Origin of the sequence: Streptomyces sp. NPDC005494, from assembly GCF_042872025.1 — a bacterium.
Lineage (GTDB): Bacteria > Actinomycetota > Actinomycetes > Streptomycetales > Streptomycetaceae > Streptomyces.
In genome coordinates this window covers 89,720-109,269 of record NZ_JBIAJR010000011.1, presented here as the reverse complement: position 1 = coordinate 109,269, position 19,550 = coordinate 89,720, and the positions used below count along the sequence as shown (strand labels likewise).

The window sequence follows — 19,550 nt, the reverse complement described above, 5'->3', positions numbered from 1 at the left end:
GTCAGCCGCGCGGATCGGTGTGGACCATGGCGAGGATCGCGGTGTCGTGGCGGACGCCCTTCACGTCCTCGTAGGCGCGCAGCACTCCTTCCGGGACGAAGCCGGCCGCTTCCATGGCGCGGCGGCCCCTGGTGTTGCCGCTGAGACAGAGGGCCGCGATCCGCAGCAGACCCATCTCGCGGAAGCCCCACCCGGTCAGGAGCGCCATGGCCCGGCGGCCGACGCCCCGGCCGCGCGCGTCGGCCGCCAGCCAGATGCCGAGTTCGGCCCGCCGTTGCGGCAGGTCGAGGTCGTGCAGCCCGACCCAGCCGAGCACCCGTGTGCCGTTCGCCCGGTCGGTGACGATCAGGTTCACGGTGCCGGCGGCGTCCTGGGCCGCCATCCAGTGGCGGGCGTGCTCGGCCGTGAAGGGGGAGGGGAACGGCGTCCAGCGCGCCACCTCCGGATCGTCACCTGCCTGGGCCACGGCCTGCGCGTCCGCGGCCCGCAAGGGCCGCAACCACACCACACCGTCGGTCAGTTCGGAGGGTGGGGAGGGGACGCGGGCCGATGCCGCGGCACGGTCGGGAGCCATCTGGAGTTCCTGCCTTCGACGGGGCGAGCCACTGCCTGAGAGAGCGCAGCGCCCATCCAACGGAGCGGCCGGGCCGGTGTCCATGCCCGGCCGCTGGCCGGGACAGGCCAGTGCCGCGATCGGACACCCCGCCGGGGACCGAGTGCCGTGGCCCGGCTACCCGCCGAGGAGCCAGTGCCGCGATCGGACAACCTGCCAGGGACCGAGTGCCGCGATCGGACACCCCGCCAGGGGCCGGGTGCCGTGGTCGGACACCCCGCCGGGGAGCGAGTGCCGCGATCGGGTGACCCGCAAAGGCTCCGGGCCGCGGTCGGGCAACCCGCCAAGGCCCCGGTGCCGTGATCGACGCCCCGCCGAAGGCCCGGTGCCGTCCCGTCTCACCGGTCCGCGGGGCCGCCCGGGGACGTCTCGACGAGAGCCAGCGTGGCGGCCCTGACCCCTGCCTCGAACCGGCTCCGGGCGCCGATCTTCTCCAGGATCACGGTGGTCATCCGGCGCAGGGTACGGGTGGAGATCCCCAGGGCGCGGGCCACCGAGGCGTCGGTGTAACCGGCGGCCAGCATGCGCAGTACGGCCCTCTCCCGATCCGACAGATCCACCTCCTGGACGGCGCTCTCCCCCTTCGGGATGGCCCTCCCGTGCAGCCAGCAGTGTTCGAAGACCTGACGCAGCAACCAGCAGATCTCCTCCCCCCGTATCTCCAGCGCCGACACCTGCGACCCGGCGGAAGGGGCGGAGACGTAGGCGAGCACCCCGTCGACGAGGATCAGCCGGAACGGCAGCGCCGGGGTCAGCCGGACCTGGCACCCGGAATCCTCCAAGGCCTCCAGGTGCGCCCTGGCACGAGGCACCTTGTTCATGGCCTCCAGGTGCAGGGAGCGCATGGTGACGCCCCGTTCGAGCGCCGCGCGGTTGCGGTCCATGCTGCCCTCCAGCACGGTCCGCGGGAGCGGCGTGCCCGGATGCATGCTCAGGATCTCCTGCTGCGCGGTCACCGAGACCCCGTTCAGCGCGGTGGCTATACGCTCCTGGCCGGTCAGCAGCCCGACCCGGGTGTCGGTGTCGGCCTGCGCCTGGAGCCGCATCATCTTCGAGCCGAGCGCGGCCAGCGTGGAGCGCCTCTCGTGCACGGAGGCCATCCACTGCCTGGCGCCCTCCTCCTCCATCGCGAGCAGCCTGGCGACGGCGATCGCCGGCTCGACCGCCGTGGGGCGCGCCGACTTGCCGCGCGTCATGTGCAGCAGGCCTGCCTCCAGCAGCGAGTGCTGAGCCAGTTCGAGATCGATCTGGGAGAACCCGAGACTGCGCCGGGCGCCCTCCGGTGTCCAGTCGGGATCGTCGAGCATGAAGCGGAACAGCTCCTGCGCCTTCCCCTGTGCGTCCATGTGCCTGTGTCCCCCAACAATCCGTTTCGCGCTGCCCCTTGCATGGTAATGAGCAGCACGTCCTTGCTGGTACCGGTCCAATATCCGGGCTCGGCACGCCCTCGTGGGTGGTTCAGCCAGGACGTTCCACGGCACCCCGCGCGGCCCCGGGCGGGCTGTCCGGTTGGGGCCAAGTCACGGGGTGGCCAGCGCGAGCCCCTGTGACCCGGTCTCCGGCCGTGACAGTTTGAGCCGGGCCGGTGCGGCGGTGGCGGGCAGCACGGGCCACGCCACACGGTCCACGGCATCCCTCCGGGCAGCAGCGGTACACCGCCCGGCTCCACCGCCCTCACACGTCGGACCCCGGCCGCCCCCGGAATCCGCCGCACGGTTCGCAGCGCTGCGGGCCCACCCCCTTTCAGAGCCCGCCGCGGTGCTGGGTTCCCCCGGCCACCCCGCCGGTGATCCGGGCGTCAGAAGAGGAGTAACCAGTGCCAGAAGTCCAGAGCTTCGCCATGCCGATGACAGAGTCGGCGGACCTCGTGGTGGACGGCGGCAGGACCACGCGATCCGGTGCGGCACACGAGGTCGTCGTGCCGGGCGACAAGTCGGTGAGCCATCGGGCGCTCCTCGCGGCCCTGCTTCCCGGCGCACCCGCGACCCTCACGGTGCGGGGCGCCAACCCGGGGGGCGCGGTGCGCGCCCTGCTCCCCGCGATGCGCGCCCTCGGCCTCGGAGTCCGGACCGAGGGCGACGCGCTCGTGGTCCGCCGGCCCGTGACGCCCCGGCCGCAGGCCGTACGTCCGCATCCGGACGTGGACGTCTGGCCGGAGGACGTTCCGTACCTGCACACGGAGGGATCGAGTGCCGCCGCACGCCTGCTGATCGGCGTGCTCGCGGGAACGGGCACGCACGCCGTCGTCGACGGTGACGAGGTGCTGCGGCACCGGCCCATGGACTGGCTGGTGGACCCGCTGACCGAACTCGGCGCGGACATCACCTATCTCGGTGAGCCCGGCCGGCTGCCCGTACGGACAGCCGGCCCCGTCGACCGCCCGGGCACGGTCGACCTGCGCGTCGGGAGCGCGCAGGCACGCTCGGCCGTGGTGCTCGCCGCGGTGGCGGCCGGCCTGCCGGTCACGGTGCGGCACCCGGTCAGATCCCGGGACCACACCGAGCGGATGCTCGCCGCGTTCGGCAAGCTGCTGACCGGGACGGAGCGCGAAGTCGTGTGCGGTGACGGTGGATACACCGTGCCCGAGGTCATCGACATCCCCGCCGACCCGTCGCTCGCGGCCTATCCCGTCGCCGCCCATCTGCTCTGGGGCGACGGCGGTGTGCTCCGGGTACCGCGGGTCTGCCTCAACCCGACCCGGCTGGGCTTCTTCGACGTGCTGCGCGCCGCCGGGGCGGACATCACCTATGAGGACCGGCGCACCACCACCGGCGGAGAGCCGGTCGGAACCGTCGTCGCACGCGGTGGTCTGGACGGAGTGACCTCCGTGCGGGTCGACAGCCCCGCCCTTCTGCACGCGCTGATCGACGAGGTCCCCCTGCTCGCTGTGGTCGCCGCCACCCTTCCCGGTGACTCGTGGATCGGCTGTGCCGAGGAGCTGCGCTTCAAGGAGACCGACCGGCTGGCCACCACGGCCCGGATGACCGAGGCCTTCGGAGCCACCGTCGACGTGGCCGACGACGGCCTCCTGATCCGGGGCGGCTCGGTACTCGGCGCCGGCCTGGTGCCCGGTTTCGAGGACCACCGTATCGCCATGGCGGCCGCGACCCTCGCGACAGCCCTGCCCGGCCGCACCACCGTCGCCGGCGGCGCCTGCCACCGCACGTCGTTTCCCGACTTCGCCGACGTGCAGCGTGCCGTCGGCGCCAGGATCTGCGAGGACACCAACCGATGACGGAAGTGAAGGCCCCGGTTGCCGAAGCACGGTCCACCGGCACCGTGCTCGGACCCGAGTTCGCCACGGGCAGCGGCCCCTGGCTGTACACCGAGGACGGCACCGCCTGGTTCGACGGCACGTCGGGCAGTGGTGCGGCGACCCTCGGCCACCAGCACCCCGCGGTCACCGCGGCCGCCGCGCAGCAGCTCGGACGGCTCACCCACACCGGCTGCAAACTGGGCTCCGACGCGCGCACCCGGATGGTCTCCGCCATCGGCCGGATCAGCCCGTACGAGGACCCCGCCGTGCTGCCCACCACGACGGGCGCCGAAGCCGTCGAGTCCGCGCTGAAGATCGCCCGGGCCTTCACCGGGCACCGTGCGGTGGTCGCCTTCCGGCACGGCTACCACGGCAAGACCGCGGGGGCGCTCGCCCTGACCTGGCGGGACGCGTTCAAGGCCTACAGCGGTCGGACGGCCGGCCCCGTGGTGCGCGCCGAGCTGCCCGACCCGCGACGGCCGCACCCTGACGACGCCCGGGACTTCGCGGCCGCCCTGTCCGCCGCGCTCGACGAGGCCGACCAGCTGGGCGGGACGGCCGCGGTCGTCCTGGAGCCGGTCCAGGTCACCGAAGGCGTCCTGACGGTGGCGCCGGCCCTGCTCGACGAGATCGCCCGGCAGGCGCACAGCCGGGGGGCGCTGCTCGTCCTGGACGAGATCTACACGGGCCTGGGCCGCGCAGGGCGGATGTTCGCCGCCGAGGCGATGACCGAACGCCCCGACCTGACACTGCTCGGCAAGACGCTGGGCAACGGCTTCCCGGTGGCGGCAGTCGTCGGCGATCGGCACGTCGTCGACGCACTTCCCGCCGGAGTGCAGACCTCCACCTTCTCGGGCCACCCCGTCTCCTGCGCTGCGGCGGCCGCCGTGCTCGACACCGTGGTCGAGACCGACCTGCCGGCCCGGGCACGCGCTCTCGGTGACCGGCTCCTCGGCGACCTGGGCGCCCTGGCCGAACGGCACCCATGGATCGGCTCGGTCCGCACCGCGGGCGCGCTCGCCGCCTTCGACTGCGTACGGGACGGACTGCCGGACCCCGCGCGTGCCCGCGCGGTGCTGCGGGCGGCCCTGGACCGGCGGCTGCTGCTGTTCGGGGGCGGGCCGGAAGGTGCCAGCGTCAAGATCGTCCCGCCTGCGCTGCTCGACGACGAAGCGTACCGATATCTGATGAACGGTCTGTCGGCCGCGACCGCCGAGGCCGAATCCTGTAGTGAGGAATCCCTGTGACGTTCCAGCAACTGCAGAAGGACGTACTCGACCTCGACCTCTGTACCGTGTGCGGGGCCTGCCAACTCGCCTGCCCGGAAGCGGTCATCGGCTTCGACGGGCTCGCCCCGGTCCTCACCGCCGCGTCCTGGACGGACACGGACTGCGGTGACTGCGGCGACTGCCTCGACGTCTGCCCCGGCGCCGACCCCGCCACCCCCGTCTCCGAGGAGAGGCTGTTCGGCCGCAGGCGCACCCCCGAGGAGCGCTGGACCGGTGTCTTCTCCGAGGTGGTCGCGGGACACTCGCTCGACCCCGCGGTCTTCGAGGCGTCCGCCAGCGGCGGCACCCTCACCGCGCTCCTGCAGACCGCGATGGCCGCGCTCGACGTGGACGTCGTGCTCTCCATGGGCCGGGATCCGGACGAGCCGTGGAGGGCGGCCCCCGCGCTCGTCCGGGAGCCGGGTCAGCTGACCGAGACCGCCCAGTCCACCTACCAACTGGCGCCCTACCTGGGCGCGTTGCGTCAGGTGATGGAGCAGGAGCCGGACGCCCGGGTCGCGATGACCGGGGTGGCCTGCCACATCCAGGCGCTGCGCAAGCTCCAGGCGATGGACACCGCCGCGGGCCGCTGGGCCCGCGACCACGTGGTGCTGGCGATCGAGCCGGCCTGTTCCTCCAGCACCCGGCCCGAGGGCACCGCCGCCGTGATCCGAGACCGGGCCGAAGTGCCCCTGGAGTCGGTGGTCCGGCTGCGCTACCGGGAAGGCGAGTACCCGGGCGACATCAGGATCCGTACGGACGACGGGGCGGAGCACCAGGTCGCTTTCTGGCAGGCCGTCAGGGACTTCGCCGGCAACAAGACCTACCGCTGTCTCTCCTGCGGTGACTGGATGTCCGGCCTGGCCGACGTGAGCGTCAGCGACGGCGACCCCAACATCTTCGCCGCGAGCGTGGGCGGCGGCGAACAGGTGAAACACGGACGGGTGTTCATCCGTACGGAGGCCGGTGCGGAAGCGGTGGCCGAGGGCAGGGCCCGTGGACTGCTCACGCACAGCCCCGTGGACCTCACGGGCCTGAACCTCGGACTGGAGCGCAAGCGCAACCGGCGTGCCTCGTACGAGAGATCGGGCAAGCCCACCCCCATGGGCCCCATCCCGGGCTTCCGGGAGGACCTGGAGATCGTCCCTGACGAGCGCTGGATCGCCGCCCCCACGTCCACGGAGGAGCAGCGATGACGGCCCCGCCCGCCGCCCGTGCGCTGCGCACCCGTCGCCTGGTCGCCAAGGGTGCCCCGCTCCCCGTGCTGGAGGAGACCGACTGCCCCGCACCCGGCCCCGGCGAGCTGCGCGTCCGCGCCGCCTACAGCCTGGTCAGCCCGGGCACCGAACTGCATTACCTGGACCGCTCCGCGCGCACCGGCGAAGCCTTCCCGCTCGGCTACTGCTCGGCCGGCGTCGTCGAAGCCGTCGGCCCCGACGCGCCGGGCTTCGCCCCCGGTGACCGGGGCATCGCGATGGGCTGGGGCGAAGCCGTGCACGCCGGGGTGATCACCGCCGGGTACCGGCTCTGCCGGAGGGTCCCGGACGGGCTCGGGCTCGCCGACGCCGTCGTGGCCACTCTGGCCGCCACCGCCGTCCACGCCGTCGACCGTGCCGGGCTCGCTCCCGGCGACGAGGTCGCCGTGGTCGGGGCGGGCATCGTCGGCCAGCTCGTCGCGCAGACCGCCGCCGCCCGCGGCAACCGGGTCACCCTTCTCGACGTGCGCCAGGACCGGCTGAAGGAGGCCGCCGCGCTCGGCCTCGACGTCGCCGAGGCGGCCCCGTTCCTGGCCGGCACCCGCACCTGGGCCGAGGGCGGCCGCTGTGTGCTGCTCTGTGGCACCGGTGACGCCGACGAGACCGTCGCCGCGGCGGCCCGCTGGGCGGGCCGGGCCTCCGGACGGCCTCGGCTGGTCGGGGTCGGGCGGTTCGCCGCCCGGGTCGAGTTCAGCGTCGAGCTGGGCAACCTGGACATCCGGTACGCGGCCCGGTGCGGCGCCGGTTACCGCGACGCCGCGTACGCGCGCGGCCGGGCCGAGGTCACGGCGCCGGACGGCGAGGGCACCGTCACCGAGAACCTCCAGCGAGCCCTCGACCTGATCGTCTCGGGTGGCATCCGGCCGGCCGCGATGCGCCTGCCGCGCTTCCCGCTGGACCGGGCCGGCGAGGCCTACGCCGAACTGCGCGCGAGACCCGCCCACCCGGCGGTGCTCTTCTCGCACCGCACCGGCGACCGACCCGAGGAGCACCGCGCACCGTGACCACCGACATCCCGTCCGGCGCCCCGGACACCGGCCACCGACCGTTCCCCGCCGCCGAGCGGGCCGGGACCCTGGCCCACCGCTTCCTGGAGATCGCCGCCGCGTATCCCGACCGGGACGCGGTCGTGACCCCCGCGACCCGGTGGACGTACCAGGAGACCGACCGGCTGTCCGCCCGGGTGGCCGCCGGGCTCGCCGCGTCAGGTCTGCGCCCGGGCGAGCGGGTCGCCCTGCTGTTCTCGCACGGCGCCGAGATGATCGCCACGCTCCTCGGAGTGCTGCGGGCCGGCCTGTCCTACGTACCGCTGGACGCCGCCTACCCCGAACCACGGCTCGCCTTCATGGCCGAGGACTCCGGGGCCCGTGCCCTCGTCACCGTACGGGAGAGCCTGCCGTCGGCCACCGCGCTCGCCCAGGGCCGGCCCGTGCTCGCCTACGAGGACCTGGTGCTCCACGACGAGGGTGACCCGGTGGTGCGCGCGACGCCGGACGGCGAGGCGTACGTGCTCTACACCTCGGGCTCCACCGGCCGCCCCAAGCCCGTCGCCCAGGTACACCGCAACGTGCTGCACCACACCCGGGTGTGGACCGACGGCTTGCGGATCGGGCCCGGGGACCGGTTGTCCCTGCAGTCCGCGTACAGCTGGGACTCCGCCGTTCAGGACACCTTCGCCGCTCTGCTCAACGGCGCCGCCCTGTATCCCGTGGACCTCAAATCGCTGGGCGTGAGCGGTCTGCTGGAGTGGATGGCGCTGGAGAGCCTCACTGTCTATCACTCGACCCTGCCTGTCTTCCGGGCGCTCGTCCGGGCCATGGAGTCGCGCGGCACGGCTCTCCCCGCGATGCGCCTGCTCGCCCTCGGCGGCGACACCCTGCACCTCAGCGACCTCGACGCCTACCGGCGTTCCTTCGGGCCGCAGTGCCGGATCGCGGGCGCCTACGGCTCCACCGAGTGCTCGTGCGCGCTGCTGCGCGTCGAGGACCCCAACTACCGCCCGCCTACAGGTGTCTTCCCTCTCGGCCTCCCCGTGGTGGGGACCACCGTCCGTCTCCAGGACGGCGAGGGGAGGACGGTCGAAGGGCCCGGCGAGGGCGAGATCGTCGTCGTCAGCCCCTATCTGGCACCCGGGGCCGTCGCCGCGGACCTGTCGTACCGCACCGGTGACCTGGCGCGGCGGCTCGCCGACGGCACCCTGCTCCTCATCGGGCGGGCCGACTTCCAGGTCAAGATCTCCGGCATCCGGGTCGAGACCGGCGAGGTGGAGAGCACGCTCAAGGAGCTGCCACAGGTCCGCGAGGCAGTCGTCATGCCGTTCACCGACCGGCTCGGCGAACGCCAGCTGGCGGCCCACCTGGTGGCCGAACCCGGCACCCGGCCCACAGCCGCCGGGTTGCGGGCGGCGCTCCGGGGCATCCTCCCGGACCACGCGGTCCCCACCGCGTACGTCCTGCTCGACGAACTGCCGCTGACCGCGAACCACAAGATCGACCGGAGGGCGCTGCCCGATCCGCTGACGGCGGCGCACACGGCCGACGACACCGGTCCGCGCCCCGCCGGCTCCCTCGAACGCGCCGTCGCGGCGGCCTGGCACGAGGTGCTCGGCACCACGGGCGCCGGCCCCGACGACAACTTCTTCGACCTCGGGGGCACGTCGCTCCGCATGGCCGCCGTGCACGAACGGCTGACCCGGACCGTCGCCCCCGGACTGCGGATGACGGACCTCTACCGGGCGCCGACCATCCGGAGCCTGGCCCGGCTGATCCGAAAGGCCGCCGGCTCCTCGCCGCCAGGCAGCGAGGAGCCGGGCACCGAGGACGCCGCCGGCGGCACGGCGCGCGGCGCCCGCCGCCGCGCGGCCCGCCGCCCACGCCGCCCCTCGGCCGGCGCCGCCCACCTCCCGACACTCCCGCCTCCCGGCGGGGACCGAACCATGGCCCCTGGAGGGACCCGTGACTGATCGCGCGTACGACGACGCAGCCCTGGACGGCCGGATCGCCGTCGTGGGCCTGGACTGCCGACTGCCGGGGGCCCGTGACCACGCGGAGTTCTGGCGCAATCTGCTCGCCGGGACCGAACAGATAACCGATGTGGACGAGGACCTGCTGAGCGCTGCCGGGGTCGCCCCGGAGGCGTTCGCCGACCCCCGCTACGTGCGCCGCGCCTCGACGGTCGCGGACGCCGACCTGTTCGACGCGTCGTTCTTCTACCTCAGCGCCCGCGAGGCGGAGCGGATGGACCCGCAGCTGCGGATGTTCCTCCAGTGCTCCTGGGCCGCGCTGGAGCACAGCGGTCACGACTCGGAGCAGTACCCCGGCCGGATCGGTGTCTTCGCCGGCTCACTCAGCAGCACCTACCTCCTCAACAACGTGCTCACGGGGGAGAAGGGCTTCAACGGGTCGATCCGGCGGATGCGCCAGGACCTGCCCACGATGATGGGGAACGACCCCAACTACCTGGCCACCAGGGTCTCCTACCACCTCAACCTCACGGGCCCCAGCATCTCGGTGCAGACGGCCTGCTCGACCTCGCTGGTCGCCGTGCACACCGCGGTCCAGAGCCTGCTGTCCCAGGAGTGCGACGTCGCCCTGGCCGGGGGAGTCGCCCTGCGCTTCCCCCAGGAGGCGGGGTACCTCCACGAGTCCGACGGCATCGCCTCGGCCTCCGGAACGGTCCGGCCGTTCGACGCCGGGGCCGACGGCACCGTCTTCGGCAACGGCGCCGGCGTCGTGGTCCTCAAGCGCCTGGCCGACGCGCTCGCCGACGGCGACACCGTCTGGGCGGTGGTCCGGGGTTCCGCCGTCGGCAACGACGGCGCCGACCGGGCGGGTTACCCGGCGCCCGGAGTCTCCGGGCAGGCCGCCGTCCTCGCCGAGGCGCTGGCCGTGGCCGACGTGGAACCCGCCGAGGTCAGCTACCTGGAGGCGCACGGCACGGGCACCAGGATGGGCGACCCGATCGAGCTGTCCGCCGTGGCGCAGGCCTACGCCGCCGACGGCGCGCAGCCGCTCACCATCGGCTCGGTCAAGGCCAACCTGGGCCATCTGAGCGTGGCCGCGGGCGTCACCGCCTTCATCAAGTGCGTCCTGATGCTGCACCACCGCACCCTCGTGCCCACCCCGCACTTCACCGGGTGGAACCCGGAGTGCGCCGTGGAGGGCACCCGCTTCCGCGTGGGCACCGCCGTCGAACGCTGGGAGGGCGGCGACGGCCCCCTGCGCTGCGCCGTCACCTCCACGGGCATGGGAGGGACCACCGCCCACGTCATCCTGGAGGAGGCCCCGGAGAGCGGCGTCCGCCCCCGCGCCCACGCCGCGCCCGTGGTGGTGCTGCCGGTCTCCGCGAAATCGCCGGCCGCGCTCCAGGCGGCGCGGACCGCGCTCGCCGACCACCTGGAGGCCACGGCCCCCGCCGAGGCGGGCCCGTCCGGCGACACCGGTCTCGACGACACGTCGTACACCCTCGCCACCGCGCGCCGCACCTTCAACTACCGGGCCGTCATCACCGCCCCGGACCGGGAGACCGCCGTACGGGCCCTGCGCAGTGCGGACCCGCGCCACACCCACCAGGACTCCGGGCAGCCCGCCGACCGGCCCGTCGTCCTGCTGTTCCCCGGCCAGGGCACCCAGCACCCCGCCATGGGCCAGGGCTGGTACGAGCACCTGCCGGTCTTCCGCGACGCCCTGGACGAGTGCGCCGAACTGCTCCTGCCCCACCTGGGGCTCGACCTGCGTGACGCGCTCCATCCCTCCCTGCGCGGTGGCGGCGCCCCGTCCCCCGAACTGAACCTGGACCGCACCCGCCTCACCCAGCCCGCCCTGTTCGCCGTCGAGTACGCCCTCGCCCGGCAGTGGCAGGAGTGGGGCATCCGCCCCGCCGCCCTCGTCGGACACAGCGTCGGCGAGTACGTCGCCGCCACCCTGGCCGGGGTCTTCCGGCTGCCGGACGCCCTGCGGGTGATCGCCGAACGCGGCCGCCTGGTGGACGGGCTTCCGGGCGGCGCGATGGCCGCGGTGATGCTGCCTCCCGCCGAGCTGGCCGCCTATCTCGGCGACGACGTCGCGCTGGCCGCGGTCAACGAGCCCGCCGTGTGCACCGTCGCCGGGAGCCGGGAAGCGGTACGCGAGCTGACCGCCCGCCTCACCGCCGACGGCGTGGCCCACCGCAAGGTCACCACCTCCCACGCCTTCCACTCGCCGATGATGGACCCCGCCGTCGGCCCGCTCACCGATCTGCTGCGCACCGTCGAGCTCAGCCGCCCGCAGACACCGTTCCTGTCCAACCGGACCGGAACCTGGATCACGGACGAGCAGGCCACCGACCCCGCGTACTGGGGCGGCCACCTGCGCGACACGGTCCGCTTCGCCGACTGTCTCGCCACCCTCCTCGCCGACGGCGACCACGTCTTCCTCGAAGTCGGTCCCGGCCAGACCCTGGCCACCTTCACGCGCCGCCACCCGGACCGGGAGACCGGCGTGCCGGTCATCACCTCCGCCGCACGCGGCCGCGACGCCGGCGCCGACCTCACCGCGGTGCACGCCGCGCTCGGCCGGCTCTGGGCGGCCGGGCTGACGGTGGACTGGGCGGGCTTCCACTCCGGCCGCGGCCGCGGCCGGGTGCCGCTGCCCACCTACCCCTTCGAGGGCACCCGGTACTGGATCGAGCCAGGCCCGGACACCCTGACCGCGGGCACCGGCCGCAGCACCGCGGGCACCGGCCGCAGCACCGCGGCCCCGGGCGGGAAGCTGCCGCTGGACGACTGGCTCTCGGCGCCCGTGTGGCGCCAGGCCGTCGGCACCCCGGACACCGCGGCCCGGCCGCTCACCGAACCCGTGCTCCTCTTCGCCGACCCGGACGGCACCGCCCTGCGCCTCGCCGCGCACGCCTTCGCCGGCGAGGTGCTCACGGTGCGCGCGGGTGACGCGTACGGACGCGACGGCGACACCTGGACGGTGCGCCCCGCCGCCGAGGACGACCACAGCCGTCTCGTCGCCGACCTGCTCGGCGAGGACCGGCTGCCCGGCCACGTGGTGCACGCCTGGTCCACCGGGACACTCCCGCCGGAACGCGGCACCGAGCGCTTCGAGCGGGCCCAGCAGGCCGGGCTCTACAGCCTGATAGCCCTGGTGAAGGCGCTGAGCGAGCACGGCGTGACCCGACCCGTACAGCTCGACCTGGTGAGCGCCGGCGCGTACGCGGTGAGCCCCGCCGAGCCCGAGCCGGCGTCCGAACTCGTCACGCTGGCCGTGGCCGCCCGGGTCATCGGCCAGGAGCACGGGAACATCGGCTCCCGCCACTTCGACCTGCCCGCACGGCCGGACGAGCGGTCGCTGCGCACGCTCGCCGTCGAGCTCGGCTCCTTCCGGCGCCCGGAGGTGGCCGTCACCCTGCGCGGCGCCACCCGCTGGGTCGCCGAGATGGCCCGGGTCCGCGCGGACTGGACCGCCCCGGCCGAGACCCGGCTGAAGGACGGCGGCGTCTACCTGATCACCGGCGGACTCGGTGAGATCGGCTCCACGATCGCGGGGTGGCTGCACCGCGAGTGCGGGGCCCGGCTCGCCCTGCTCACGCGCGAGGCCCTGCCCGCGCGCAGTACCTGGGACGCCTGGCTGGAGGACCACCCGCACGACGACGAGACGACGCTGCGGATCGGCCGGCTGCGCGCCCTGGAGGCCGCAGGGGCCACGCCGTTCCTGGTGAACGCCGACGTCGCCGACGAGGACGGGCTGCGTACCGCCGTCGAGAAGGTCAAGGCCCAGTTCGGCGGCCTCGACGGGGTCGTCCACGCGGCGGGCCTGCCCAGCGAGCAGTGGGACCGCGCCATCACCGCGGCCAGTGTCGAGCAGTGCCAGTGGCACTTCGTGTCCAAGGCGCACGGCCAGATCGCCCTGGAGAAGGTGCTCGCCGACCACCCCGTCGACTTCTGCCTCATGCTGTCCTCCCTCGCCGGTGTGCTCGGCGGCCTGCGACTGCTCGGCTACGGCGCGGCCAACCACTTCATGGACGCGGCGGCCGAGCGCGCCAACCGGGGCCTCGACCGCACCGTCTGGATCAGCGCGGCCTGGGACGTGTGGCAGCACCACCAGGACGAGAAGCGGGCCCTGTCGGCCATCGGCCGCAGCATGGACGACAAGGCCATCCAGCCCGAGGAGGGCCTGGAGACCATCCGCCGGCTCCTGACGCTGCGCGACATCAGCCATGTGGCCGTCTCCACCTGGGACATCGACTTCCGGCTGGACCAGTGGGTGCGCGACGAGCGCATCGCCAAGCCGGTGGCGGGAGTCCTCGTCACCGGAGCCGACGCGGACGGCGACGCGGGTGACCTCACCGACCAGGTGGCCCGGCTGGTGCGTGACGCCCTGGGCAGCGAGGACATGCCGCTCGACGGCGACATCTTCGAGTTCGGCGGCGACTCGCTGCTCATCGTCCGGCTGCTCTCGAACGTGCGCGAGCAGTTCTCCGTCGAGGTGTCGCTGGCCGACGTGCTCGGCGACCCGACCCCGCGGGCGCTCGCCGGCCTGGTCGGGGACCGTCTCGTGGCCACCGCCGAGGAGGACGACGAAGTCGCCCTGCTGGCCAGAGAGCTGGACGGGCTCGACCCGGCCGAGCTCGAACGGCTGCTCGCGGCGGCCGAGACCGACCCGGCCCCGGATGCGACGGCCGTGATTTCTCAGGAACAGGAGCGCTGACGGTGGACTTCAGTCTGATCTTCTTCTCGGGCGACGAGAAGAACAAATACCGGTTCGTCCTGGACGCGGCCAAGTACGCCGACGAACACGGCTTCACCGCGATCTGGACCCCGGAACGGCACTTCCACCGGTTCGGCGGCCTCTACCCGAACCCCTCGGTGCTCGGAGCCGGCCTGGCCATGGCCACCCAGCGGCTCCAGATCAGGGCCGGCAGCGTCATCCTCCCGCTGCACAGCCCGATCCGCGTCGCCGAGGAGTGGTCCGTGGTCGACAACCTCTCGCGCGGACGCGCCGGCATCGCCCTGGCGACCGGCTTCAGCCCGGTCGACTTCGCCATCAACCCGACCGGCTGGGAGGACCGCCGCCGTCGCACCTTCGACGCCGTGACCACCCTGCGCGAACTGTGGGAGGGGGCCCCGGTCTACGTACAGGACGGCCTGGGCAACCACGTCGAGGTGGAGCTGCATCCGCAGCCCGTCCAGCCCGAGCTGCCGATCTGGCTCACCTGCACCAAGAGCCCCGAGACCTTCGAGGCCGCGGGCCGGCTCGGCTGCAACGTACTGACCGCGCTCATCGACATGACCAACGAGGAGCTGGAGGAGAAGCTGGCGCTGTACTTCAAGACCCTCCAGGAGTACGGACACGACCCGGAGGGCGTCACCGTCACGCTGATGCTCCACACGTTCATCGGGGACGACCTCGACGAGGTCCGCGAGACGGTCCGGGAGCCCTTCAGCGACTACCTGCGCTCCTTCTTCACCGTCATCGACTCGCAGAAGAAGAACCTCGCACCGGGCGCCGGCGTCCGCGACATGACGCAGAGCGACCAGGACCAGCTGATCGAGTTCGCCTTCGACAAGTACTTCGAGAAGGGGGCCCTGCTCGGCACCCCGGACTCCTGCGGCACCGTGGTCGACCGGTTCAAGGGGATGGGCGTCACCGAGATCGCCTGCCTCATCGACTTCGGCGTCGACGAGGACCTCGTCGTGCAGAGCCTGAGCCACCTCGACGAGCTGCGCAGGCGGTACGCATGAATGACGCGCTCGCGACCCGCCTCGCCGCACTCGGCCCGGAACAACGCGCCCGGCTCCGCGCCGCTCTGCCGCAGCAGCGGCCCGACACCGGTGAGCTGACACCGGGCCAGCTGCGCCTGTGGCAGGTGCACCACCAGGTGGACGGCCGCCCGGTCGACGTGGTGTGCCAGGCCGTCCGGCTCAGCGGGGCACCGGTCGACCTCGGGCTCCTGGCCGAGCGGGTGCGCGGCTTCGTGACGGCCCACGAGGCGCTGCGCACCACCTTCGAGACCTCCGGTGACGGCACGGTACGCCGCGTCGTCCACCGCGAGCTCGCGCCGCGCCTCTCCCGCATCCGCTGCGCCGACGAGGCCGAGGCCCACGCCGCAGCCCGGCGACTCGCGGCGGAACCGTTCGACCTGGCCACCGGGCCGCTGCTGAGAGTGGCCCTGGCAGAAGGGCCGGCAGCGGGCCTGGCATGGGTGCTGGTCGCCGTGCACAACCTGGTCTTCGACGCCTGGTCGTTCGAGCTGCTGCTCGACGAACTGGCCCGGGACACCGCCACGCCCGCCCCCTCCCGTCCGTTCGGCTCCTTCGTCCACGACCAGGCGAGCTGGCTGCGGGGCCCCGACGGCCGGGCCGGCGCGGCACACTGGGCCGCCGAGACCGCGGACGCCCCCGCACCCCTGCCGACGGACCGGCCCCGCGGCGAGCGGACCCGGCGTACTGGCAAGCGGATCGGGTTCACCCTGCCCGCCTCCGTCGCCGACGCCGTGGCGGCGTCCGCGAAGAGGGAGTCGGCCACCGCCTACACGGGCTGGCTGGCCGTCGCCTGGGCCGCGTTCGCGGAGTTCGGCGGCACCGAGGACACCCTGCTCGGCACCTTCACCACCGGCCGGAACCGGCCGGGCACCGACACGGTCGTGGGCTATCTGCTCAACGTCCTGCCGGTACGGCTGCGGGACAGCGGCACCGGGTCCCACCGGGACCGGGTCCGCGCGGTGCGCACCGCCACCCGCGCCGGACTGAAGCACGCCTCGTACCCCGGGGAACTCATCGACGCCGGCCGGCGCGTCGCCGGTACCCACCCGCTCCTCGACGCCGTCTTCGTCTTCGACAACCTCGGCGCGGACGAGCGCCGTATCCAGGGCGCCCACGTCACCACCACCGACCTGGACAAGGGCACAGCGCGGTTCGACCTGACCCTCGCCGTCTACCCGGGACCCGACGGGGTCGCCGGATGGCTGGAGTTCGACACCGGACTCTACGACGAGGCCACCGTGCGCCGCCTCGCCGAGCGGTTCACGGCACTGGCGCACACCGTGGCACAGGAGGCGGACCAGTGATCACCGCACGGTTGTGCGCCCCTGCCTACGAGCTCGGCGAATGCGCCGATCCGGTGGCGGAGCTGCCCGAGATGCTCGCCGACCCCGCGGCCGCCGCCGAACTCACCGCGCCCGCGGCCGGATTCCACACCTACCGTTGGTCGGACGCCGACGTCACCGAACTCATGGCCCTCGCCGTGGGCCGCACGCTCGCGGAGGCGCGGGTGCCCGGGACCGACGTCGACATGGTGATCCTGGCGACGGACTCGCTGCCGCGCGACCGCACAGCCCACCGGGACGTGGCCGAACTCCTCGATGGGACGGGCATCGACGGAGCGACCGTGGTCACGATGGGACTCATGGACTGCGCCACGGCCATGGTCGCGGTGGGCACGGCGGCGTCCTACGTGCGCGACGGGACGGCCCGCAACGTCCTGGTGGTCACCGGCGACCTCGCCGACCGGGCGACCGGCGGGGCGCGGATCGTGGCCGGCGGCGCGGCGATCGCGAGCGACGCCGCAGCATCGGTCCTGGTGTCCGCCACCGCGCCCGGGCTCCCCGTCCGGGGCATGGCCCACCACTCCGCACCCGAACTGAACCTGGGAGGCGGGCCCCAGCAGCAGCTGCTGTCCCGGATCACCGCCCACCGCGCGTTGTTCGCCCGCCTCGCCGACCGGGCCGGAACGGGCCTCGGCACCGTGCGATCCGTGCTGCCCAGCAACTTCGCCCGCAACGTCCTGACGCTGTACCTCTCCGAGGTGGGACTCGGCGACGAACTGTCGCTCGGCAACGTCGGCCGGATCGCCCACTGCCTCGGCAGCGATCCGCTGATCAACCTCGCGGACCGGCTGGCGCAGCGGAAGGACACCACGAGCGGGGCGGCGGGCGACGACTCGCTCGTCCTCTTCGGCGCGGGGGTCTCGCACCTCGCGGCCGTCCTGCTCGGCGCGGAACCGCTGCCCCGGCGGGCGGAAGGAGACCTGTGAGCACCACGGGTGTCGAACCGGCCACGGTCACCGCGGCCCAACTGCGCGCCGCGGCCCGTTGTCTGCCCGCCGGGGTGACGGTCGTGACCAGCGGGCGGGGCGCGTCGGTGCACGGCATGACGGTGAGCTCGTTCACCACGCTGTCGCTCACCCCGCCCCTCGCGTCGTTCTCCGTCAAGGAGGGCGCCCGCGTCCGCGGCCTCATCGAGGAGTCCGGCGCGTTCGTCGTCAACGTCCTCGCGGCTGATCAGGCTTATGCGGCGCGATGGTTCGCCGACCCCGAACGTCCCATGGGGACGGGCGGGTTCGCCGACGGCGCCGAGCCGGCGGACCCCCCGCCGGCCTGTGGCTTCGTACTGGCCGGAGCGATCGGCTACTTCACGTGCCGCCTCGTGCGGTTCGTCGAGGCGGGCGACCACGTCATCGCGATCGGCGCGGTGGAGCACTGCGGGACGCTGCGGGACGCGCCGCCCCTGGTGTTCGAGGGCGGCGCCTTCCGCACCCTGAGGCCCGTCGCGCCGGACTGACCGCCCCGCTCCAGGGCGCTCCGCCCGCCACCGGCACCCCCTCGCCCGTCCGCCCTGTCAGCCGTGCCCGCCGGGCCCCCGGCCCGCACGGCCCCGTCCCCTAGGAAGACCATGACCCAGCACCTCGACGACGAACTCATGCGTGAGGACCGCTCGCCCCGGTCCGCCGCGCCCCTCCCCGAAGCGCCCGCAGCCGGAACACCCGTCCGGCTCTCCCGCCGGGACAGGCTGATCCTCTTCGTGCTGTGCGCCGCACAGTTCATGATCGCCCTCGACTTCTCCGTACTGAACGTGGCCCTTCCCGAGCTTGGCACGGACCTCGGTCTCGGACAGGCGGAGCTGCAGTGGGCGGTCACCGCCTTCGCCCTGCCCTCGGGAGGGTTCCTGCTGCTGTTCGGGCGGATGGGGGACCTGTACGGCCGTCGGAAGCTGTTCCTCTCGGGCCTCGCTCTCTTCGGCGCGGCCTCGCTCCTCGCCACCTTCGCCTGGGACCCCGCCTCCTTCCTCGCCGGACGCGCGCTGCAGGGCGTCGGCGCTGCGGCGATCGTCCCGACAGGCATGTCGCTGCTGACCACCACGTTTCCCGAAGGCCCCCTGCGTGACCGGGCGCTGGGCATCAGCGGCACGCTGCTCTCGCTCGGCTTCACCACCGGGATGGTGCTGGGCGGTGTCCTGACGGACACCCTGGGCTGGCGCTCGACGATGGCGCTCCTCGCCCTGTTCGCCCTGGTCGTCCTGCCGCTCGCCCCCGCCCTGCTCAACGAGTCCCGGCGGCCCGAGCGGCCCCGCCTGGACGTGCCGGGCGCGGTCACCGTCACCGGCGGTCTGCTCGCGGTGATCTACGCCCTGTCGACCGCCGCGGACCGGGGGTTCGGCGGGAGCGACGTCATCGCGGCGCTCGTCGTGGGCGTCGCGCTCCTGGCGGCGTTCGTCCTGGTGGAGTCCCGTACGGCCGAACCGCTGGTCTCGCTGCCGATGCTGAAGCGCCGCACGGTGGCCTGGGGCAATCTCGGCGGTCTCGTCACCTTCTCGATGATGAGCACCGTCGTCTTCGCCATGACCCTGTACTTCCAGGATGTTCTGGAGCTCTCGGCGTTCCAGACCGGGCTGGTCTTCGGCTTCCAGGGCACTGCGGCCGCGGTCTCCGGCAGTTTCGTCCCCAAGGTCCTCGGCCTCCTGGGGGCCCGCTGGACCCTGGTCGCGTCCCTCGCCGGGCAGGGACTCTCCGTGGCCGGGCTGCTCGTCGTCGGGACCGAGAGCTGGAGCGTATGGCCGGCGGCCCTCTGCCTCGCACTGGCCTGCGTGTGCAACCTCGGAGCAATCGTCTCCTACGGCCTGACGGTCACCTCCGGCGTGCCCGACGAGGAGCAGGGACTCGCCACCGGACTGGTCACCTCCACACAGCAGGTCGGCATCACCGTAGGCATTCCGCTCCTAGGTGTCGTCGCCACGACGACCTCGGACCGGCTGTCGGGTGTCCACACCGTCCTGGTGATCGACGCGGCCGTCGTCCTGGCCACCGCCGCCCTGGTCGCCTTCGGCCTGGGCCGCGCCCGTCCCGCAAAGCACTGACGGGGGGTCCCCCCGACGCACCCGGGCGCAGCCGGCACCACGC

The 19,550-nt window shown here is 73.6% G+C and carries 13 protein-coding genes; 11 read left to right on the top strand and 2 right to left on the bottom strand.

What is annotated here, in order from left to right; genetic code table 11:
- Position 1: 1 nt before the first annotated feature.
- Both ACFYQ6_RS28640 and ACFYQ6_RS28635 read right to left on the bottom strand, forming a co-directional pair.
- On the bottom strand, positions 2–574 hold the full coding sequence (locus tag ACFYQ6_RS28640) for a GNAT family protein (protein ID WP_361581731.1): 573 nt from the start codon (positions 572–574) through the stop codon (positions 2–4).
- Between the two features lie 377 nt (positions 575–951).
- Positions 952–1,959: a LuxR C-terminal-related transcriptional regulator gene (locus ACFYQ6_RS28635; RefSeq protein WP_361581728.1), complete on the bottom strand. Its 1,008-nt coding sequence runs from the start codon at positions 1,957–1,959 to the stop codon at positions 952–954.
- A 470-nt stretch (positions 1,960–2,429) separates the two neighbouring features.
- Between ACFYQ6_RS28635 and ACFYQ6_RS28630 the strand changes: the two genes are divergently transcribed.
- The 11 genes from ACFYQ6_RS28630 to ACFYQ6_RS28580 all read left to right on the top strand — a co-directional run bounded on the left by ACFYQ6_RS28630 (position 2,430) and on the right by ACFYQ6_RS28580 (position 19,507).
- Positions 2,430–3,848 (top strand): 3-phosphoshikimate 1-carboxyvinyltransferase, encoded by a 1,419-nt coding sequence (locus tag ACFYQ6_RS28630; RefSeq protein WP_361581725.1) that lies wholly within the window; start codon positions 2,430–2,432, stop codon positions 3,846–3,848.
- The gene (locus ACFYQ6_RS28625) at positions 3,845–5,116 is read left to right on the top strand and encodes an aspartate aminotransferase family protein (protein ID WP_388765678.1); all 1,272 of its coding nucleotides are present in this window, start codon (positions 3,845–3,847) and stop codon (positions 5,114–5,116) included. Before ACFYQ6_RS28630 ends, ACFYQ6_RS28625 begins: the two co-directional genes overlap by 4 nt.
- Positions 5,113–6,333, top strand: coding sequence for a Coenzyme F420 hydrogenase/dehydrogenase, beta subunit C-terminal domain (locus ACFYQ6_RS28620; RefSeq protein WP_361581720.1), 1,221 nt, complete (start codon positions 5,113–5,115; stop codon positions 6,331–6,333). Before ACFYQ6_RS28625 ends, ACFYQ6_RS28620 begins: the two co-directional genes overlap by 4 nt.
- Positions 6,330–7,397, top strand: coding sequence for a 3-hydroxyacyl-CoA dehydrogenase NAD-binding domain-containing protein (locus ACFYQ6_RS28615; protein WP_388765676.1), 1,068 nt, complete (start codon positions 6,330–6,332; stop codon positions 7,395–7,397). The genes ACFYQ6_RS28620 and ACFYQ6_RS28615 overlap by 4 nt, the downstream gene beginning before the upstream one ends.
- On the top strand, positions 7,394–9,355 hold the full coding sequence (locus tag ACFYQ6_RS28610) for a non-ribosomal peptide synthetase (protein WP_388765674.1): 1,962 nt from the start codon (positions 7,394–7,396) through the stop codon (positions 9,353–9,355). Before ACFYQ6_RS28615 ends, ACFYQ6_RS28610 begins: the two co-directional genes overlap by 4 nt.
- Positions 9,348–14,084, top strand: a complete 4,737-nt coding sequence (locus ACFYQ6_RS28605; RefSeq protein WP_388765671.1) for an SDR family oxidoreductase — start codon at positions 9,348–9,350, stop codon at positions 14,082–14,084. Before ACFYQ6_RS28610 ends, ACFYQ6_RS28605 begins: the two co-directional genes overlap by 8 nt.
- 2 nt (positions 14,085–14,086) lie before the next feature.
- The gene (locus tag ACFYQ6_RS28600) at positions 14,087–15,118 is read left to right on the top strand and encodes a MupA/Atu3671 family FMN-dependent luciferase-like monooxygenase (RefSeq protein ID WP_361581709.1); all 1,032 of its coding nucleotides are present in this window, start codon (positions 14,087–14,089) and stop codon (positions 15,116–15,118) included.
- Positions 15,115–16,443: a condensation domain-containing protein gene (locus ACFYQ6_RS28595; RefSeq protein WP_361581706.1), complete on the top strand. Its 1,329-nt coding sequence runs from the start codon at positions 15,115–15,117 to the stop codon at positions 16,441–16,443. The genes ACFYQ6_RS28600 and ACFYQ6_RS28595 overlap by 4 nt, the downstream gene beginning before the upstream one ends.
- Positions 16,440–17,408 carry an acyl carrier protein gene (locus ACFYQ6_RS28590; protein ID WP_388765668.1) on the top strand — a complete coding sequence of 323 codons (969 nt, stop codon included), beginning with the start codon at positions 16,440–16,442 and terminating at the stop codon, positions 17,406–17,408. Before ACFYQ6_RS28595 ends, ACFYQ6_RS28590 begins: the two co-directional genes overlap by 4 nt.
- Positions 17,405–17,935 carry a flavin reductase family protein gene (locus ACFYQ6_RS28585; protein ID WP_361581701.1) on the top strand — a complete coding sequence of 177 codons (531 nt, stop codon included), beginning with the start codon at positions 17,405–17,407 and terminating at the stop codon, positions 17,933–17,935. The genes ACFYQ6_RS28590 and ACFYQ6_RS28585 overlap by 4 nt, the downstream gene beginning before the upstream one ends.
- A 138-nt stretch (positions 17,936–18,073) precedes the next feature.
- Positions 18,074–19,507: an MFS transporter gene (locus ACFYQ6_RS28580; RefSeq protein WP_388765819.1), complete on the top strand. Its 1,434-nt coding sequence runs from the start codon at positions 18,074–18,076 to the stop codon at positions 19,505–19,507.
- Positions 19,508–19,550 lie beyond the last annotated feature (43 nt).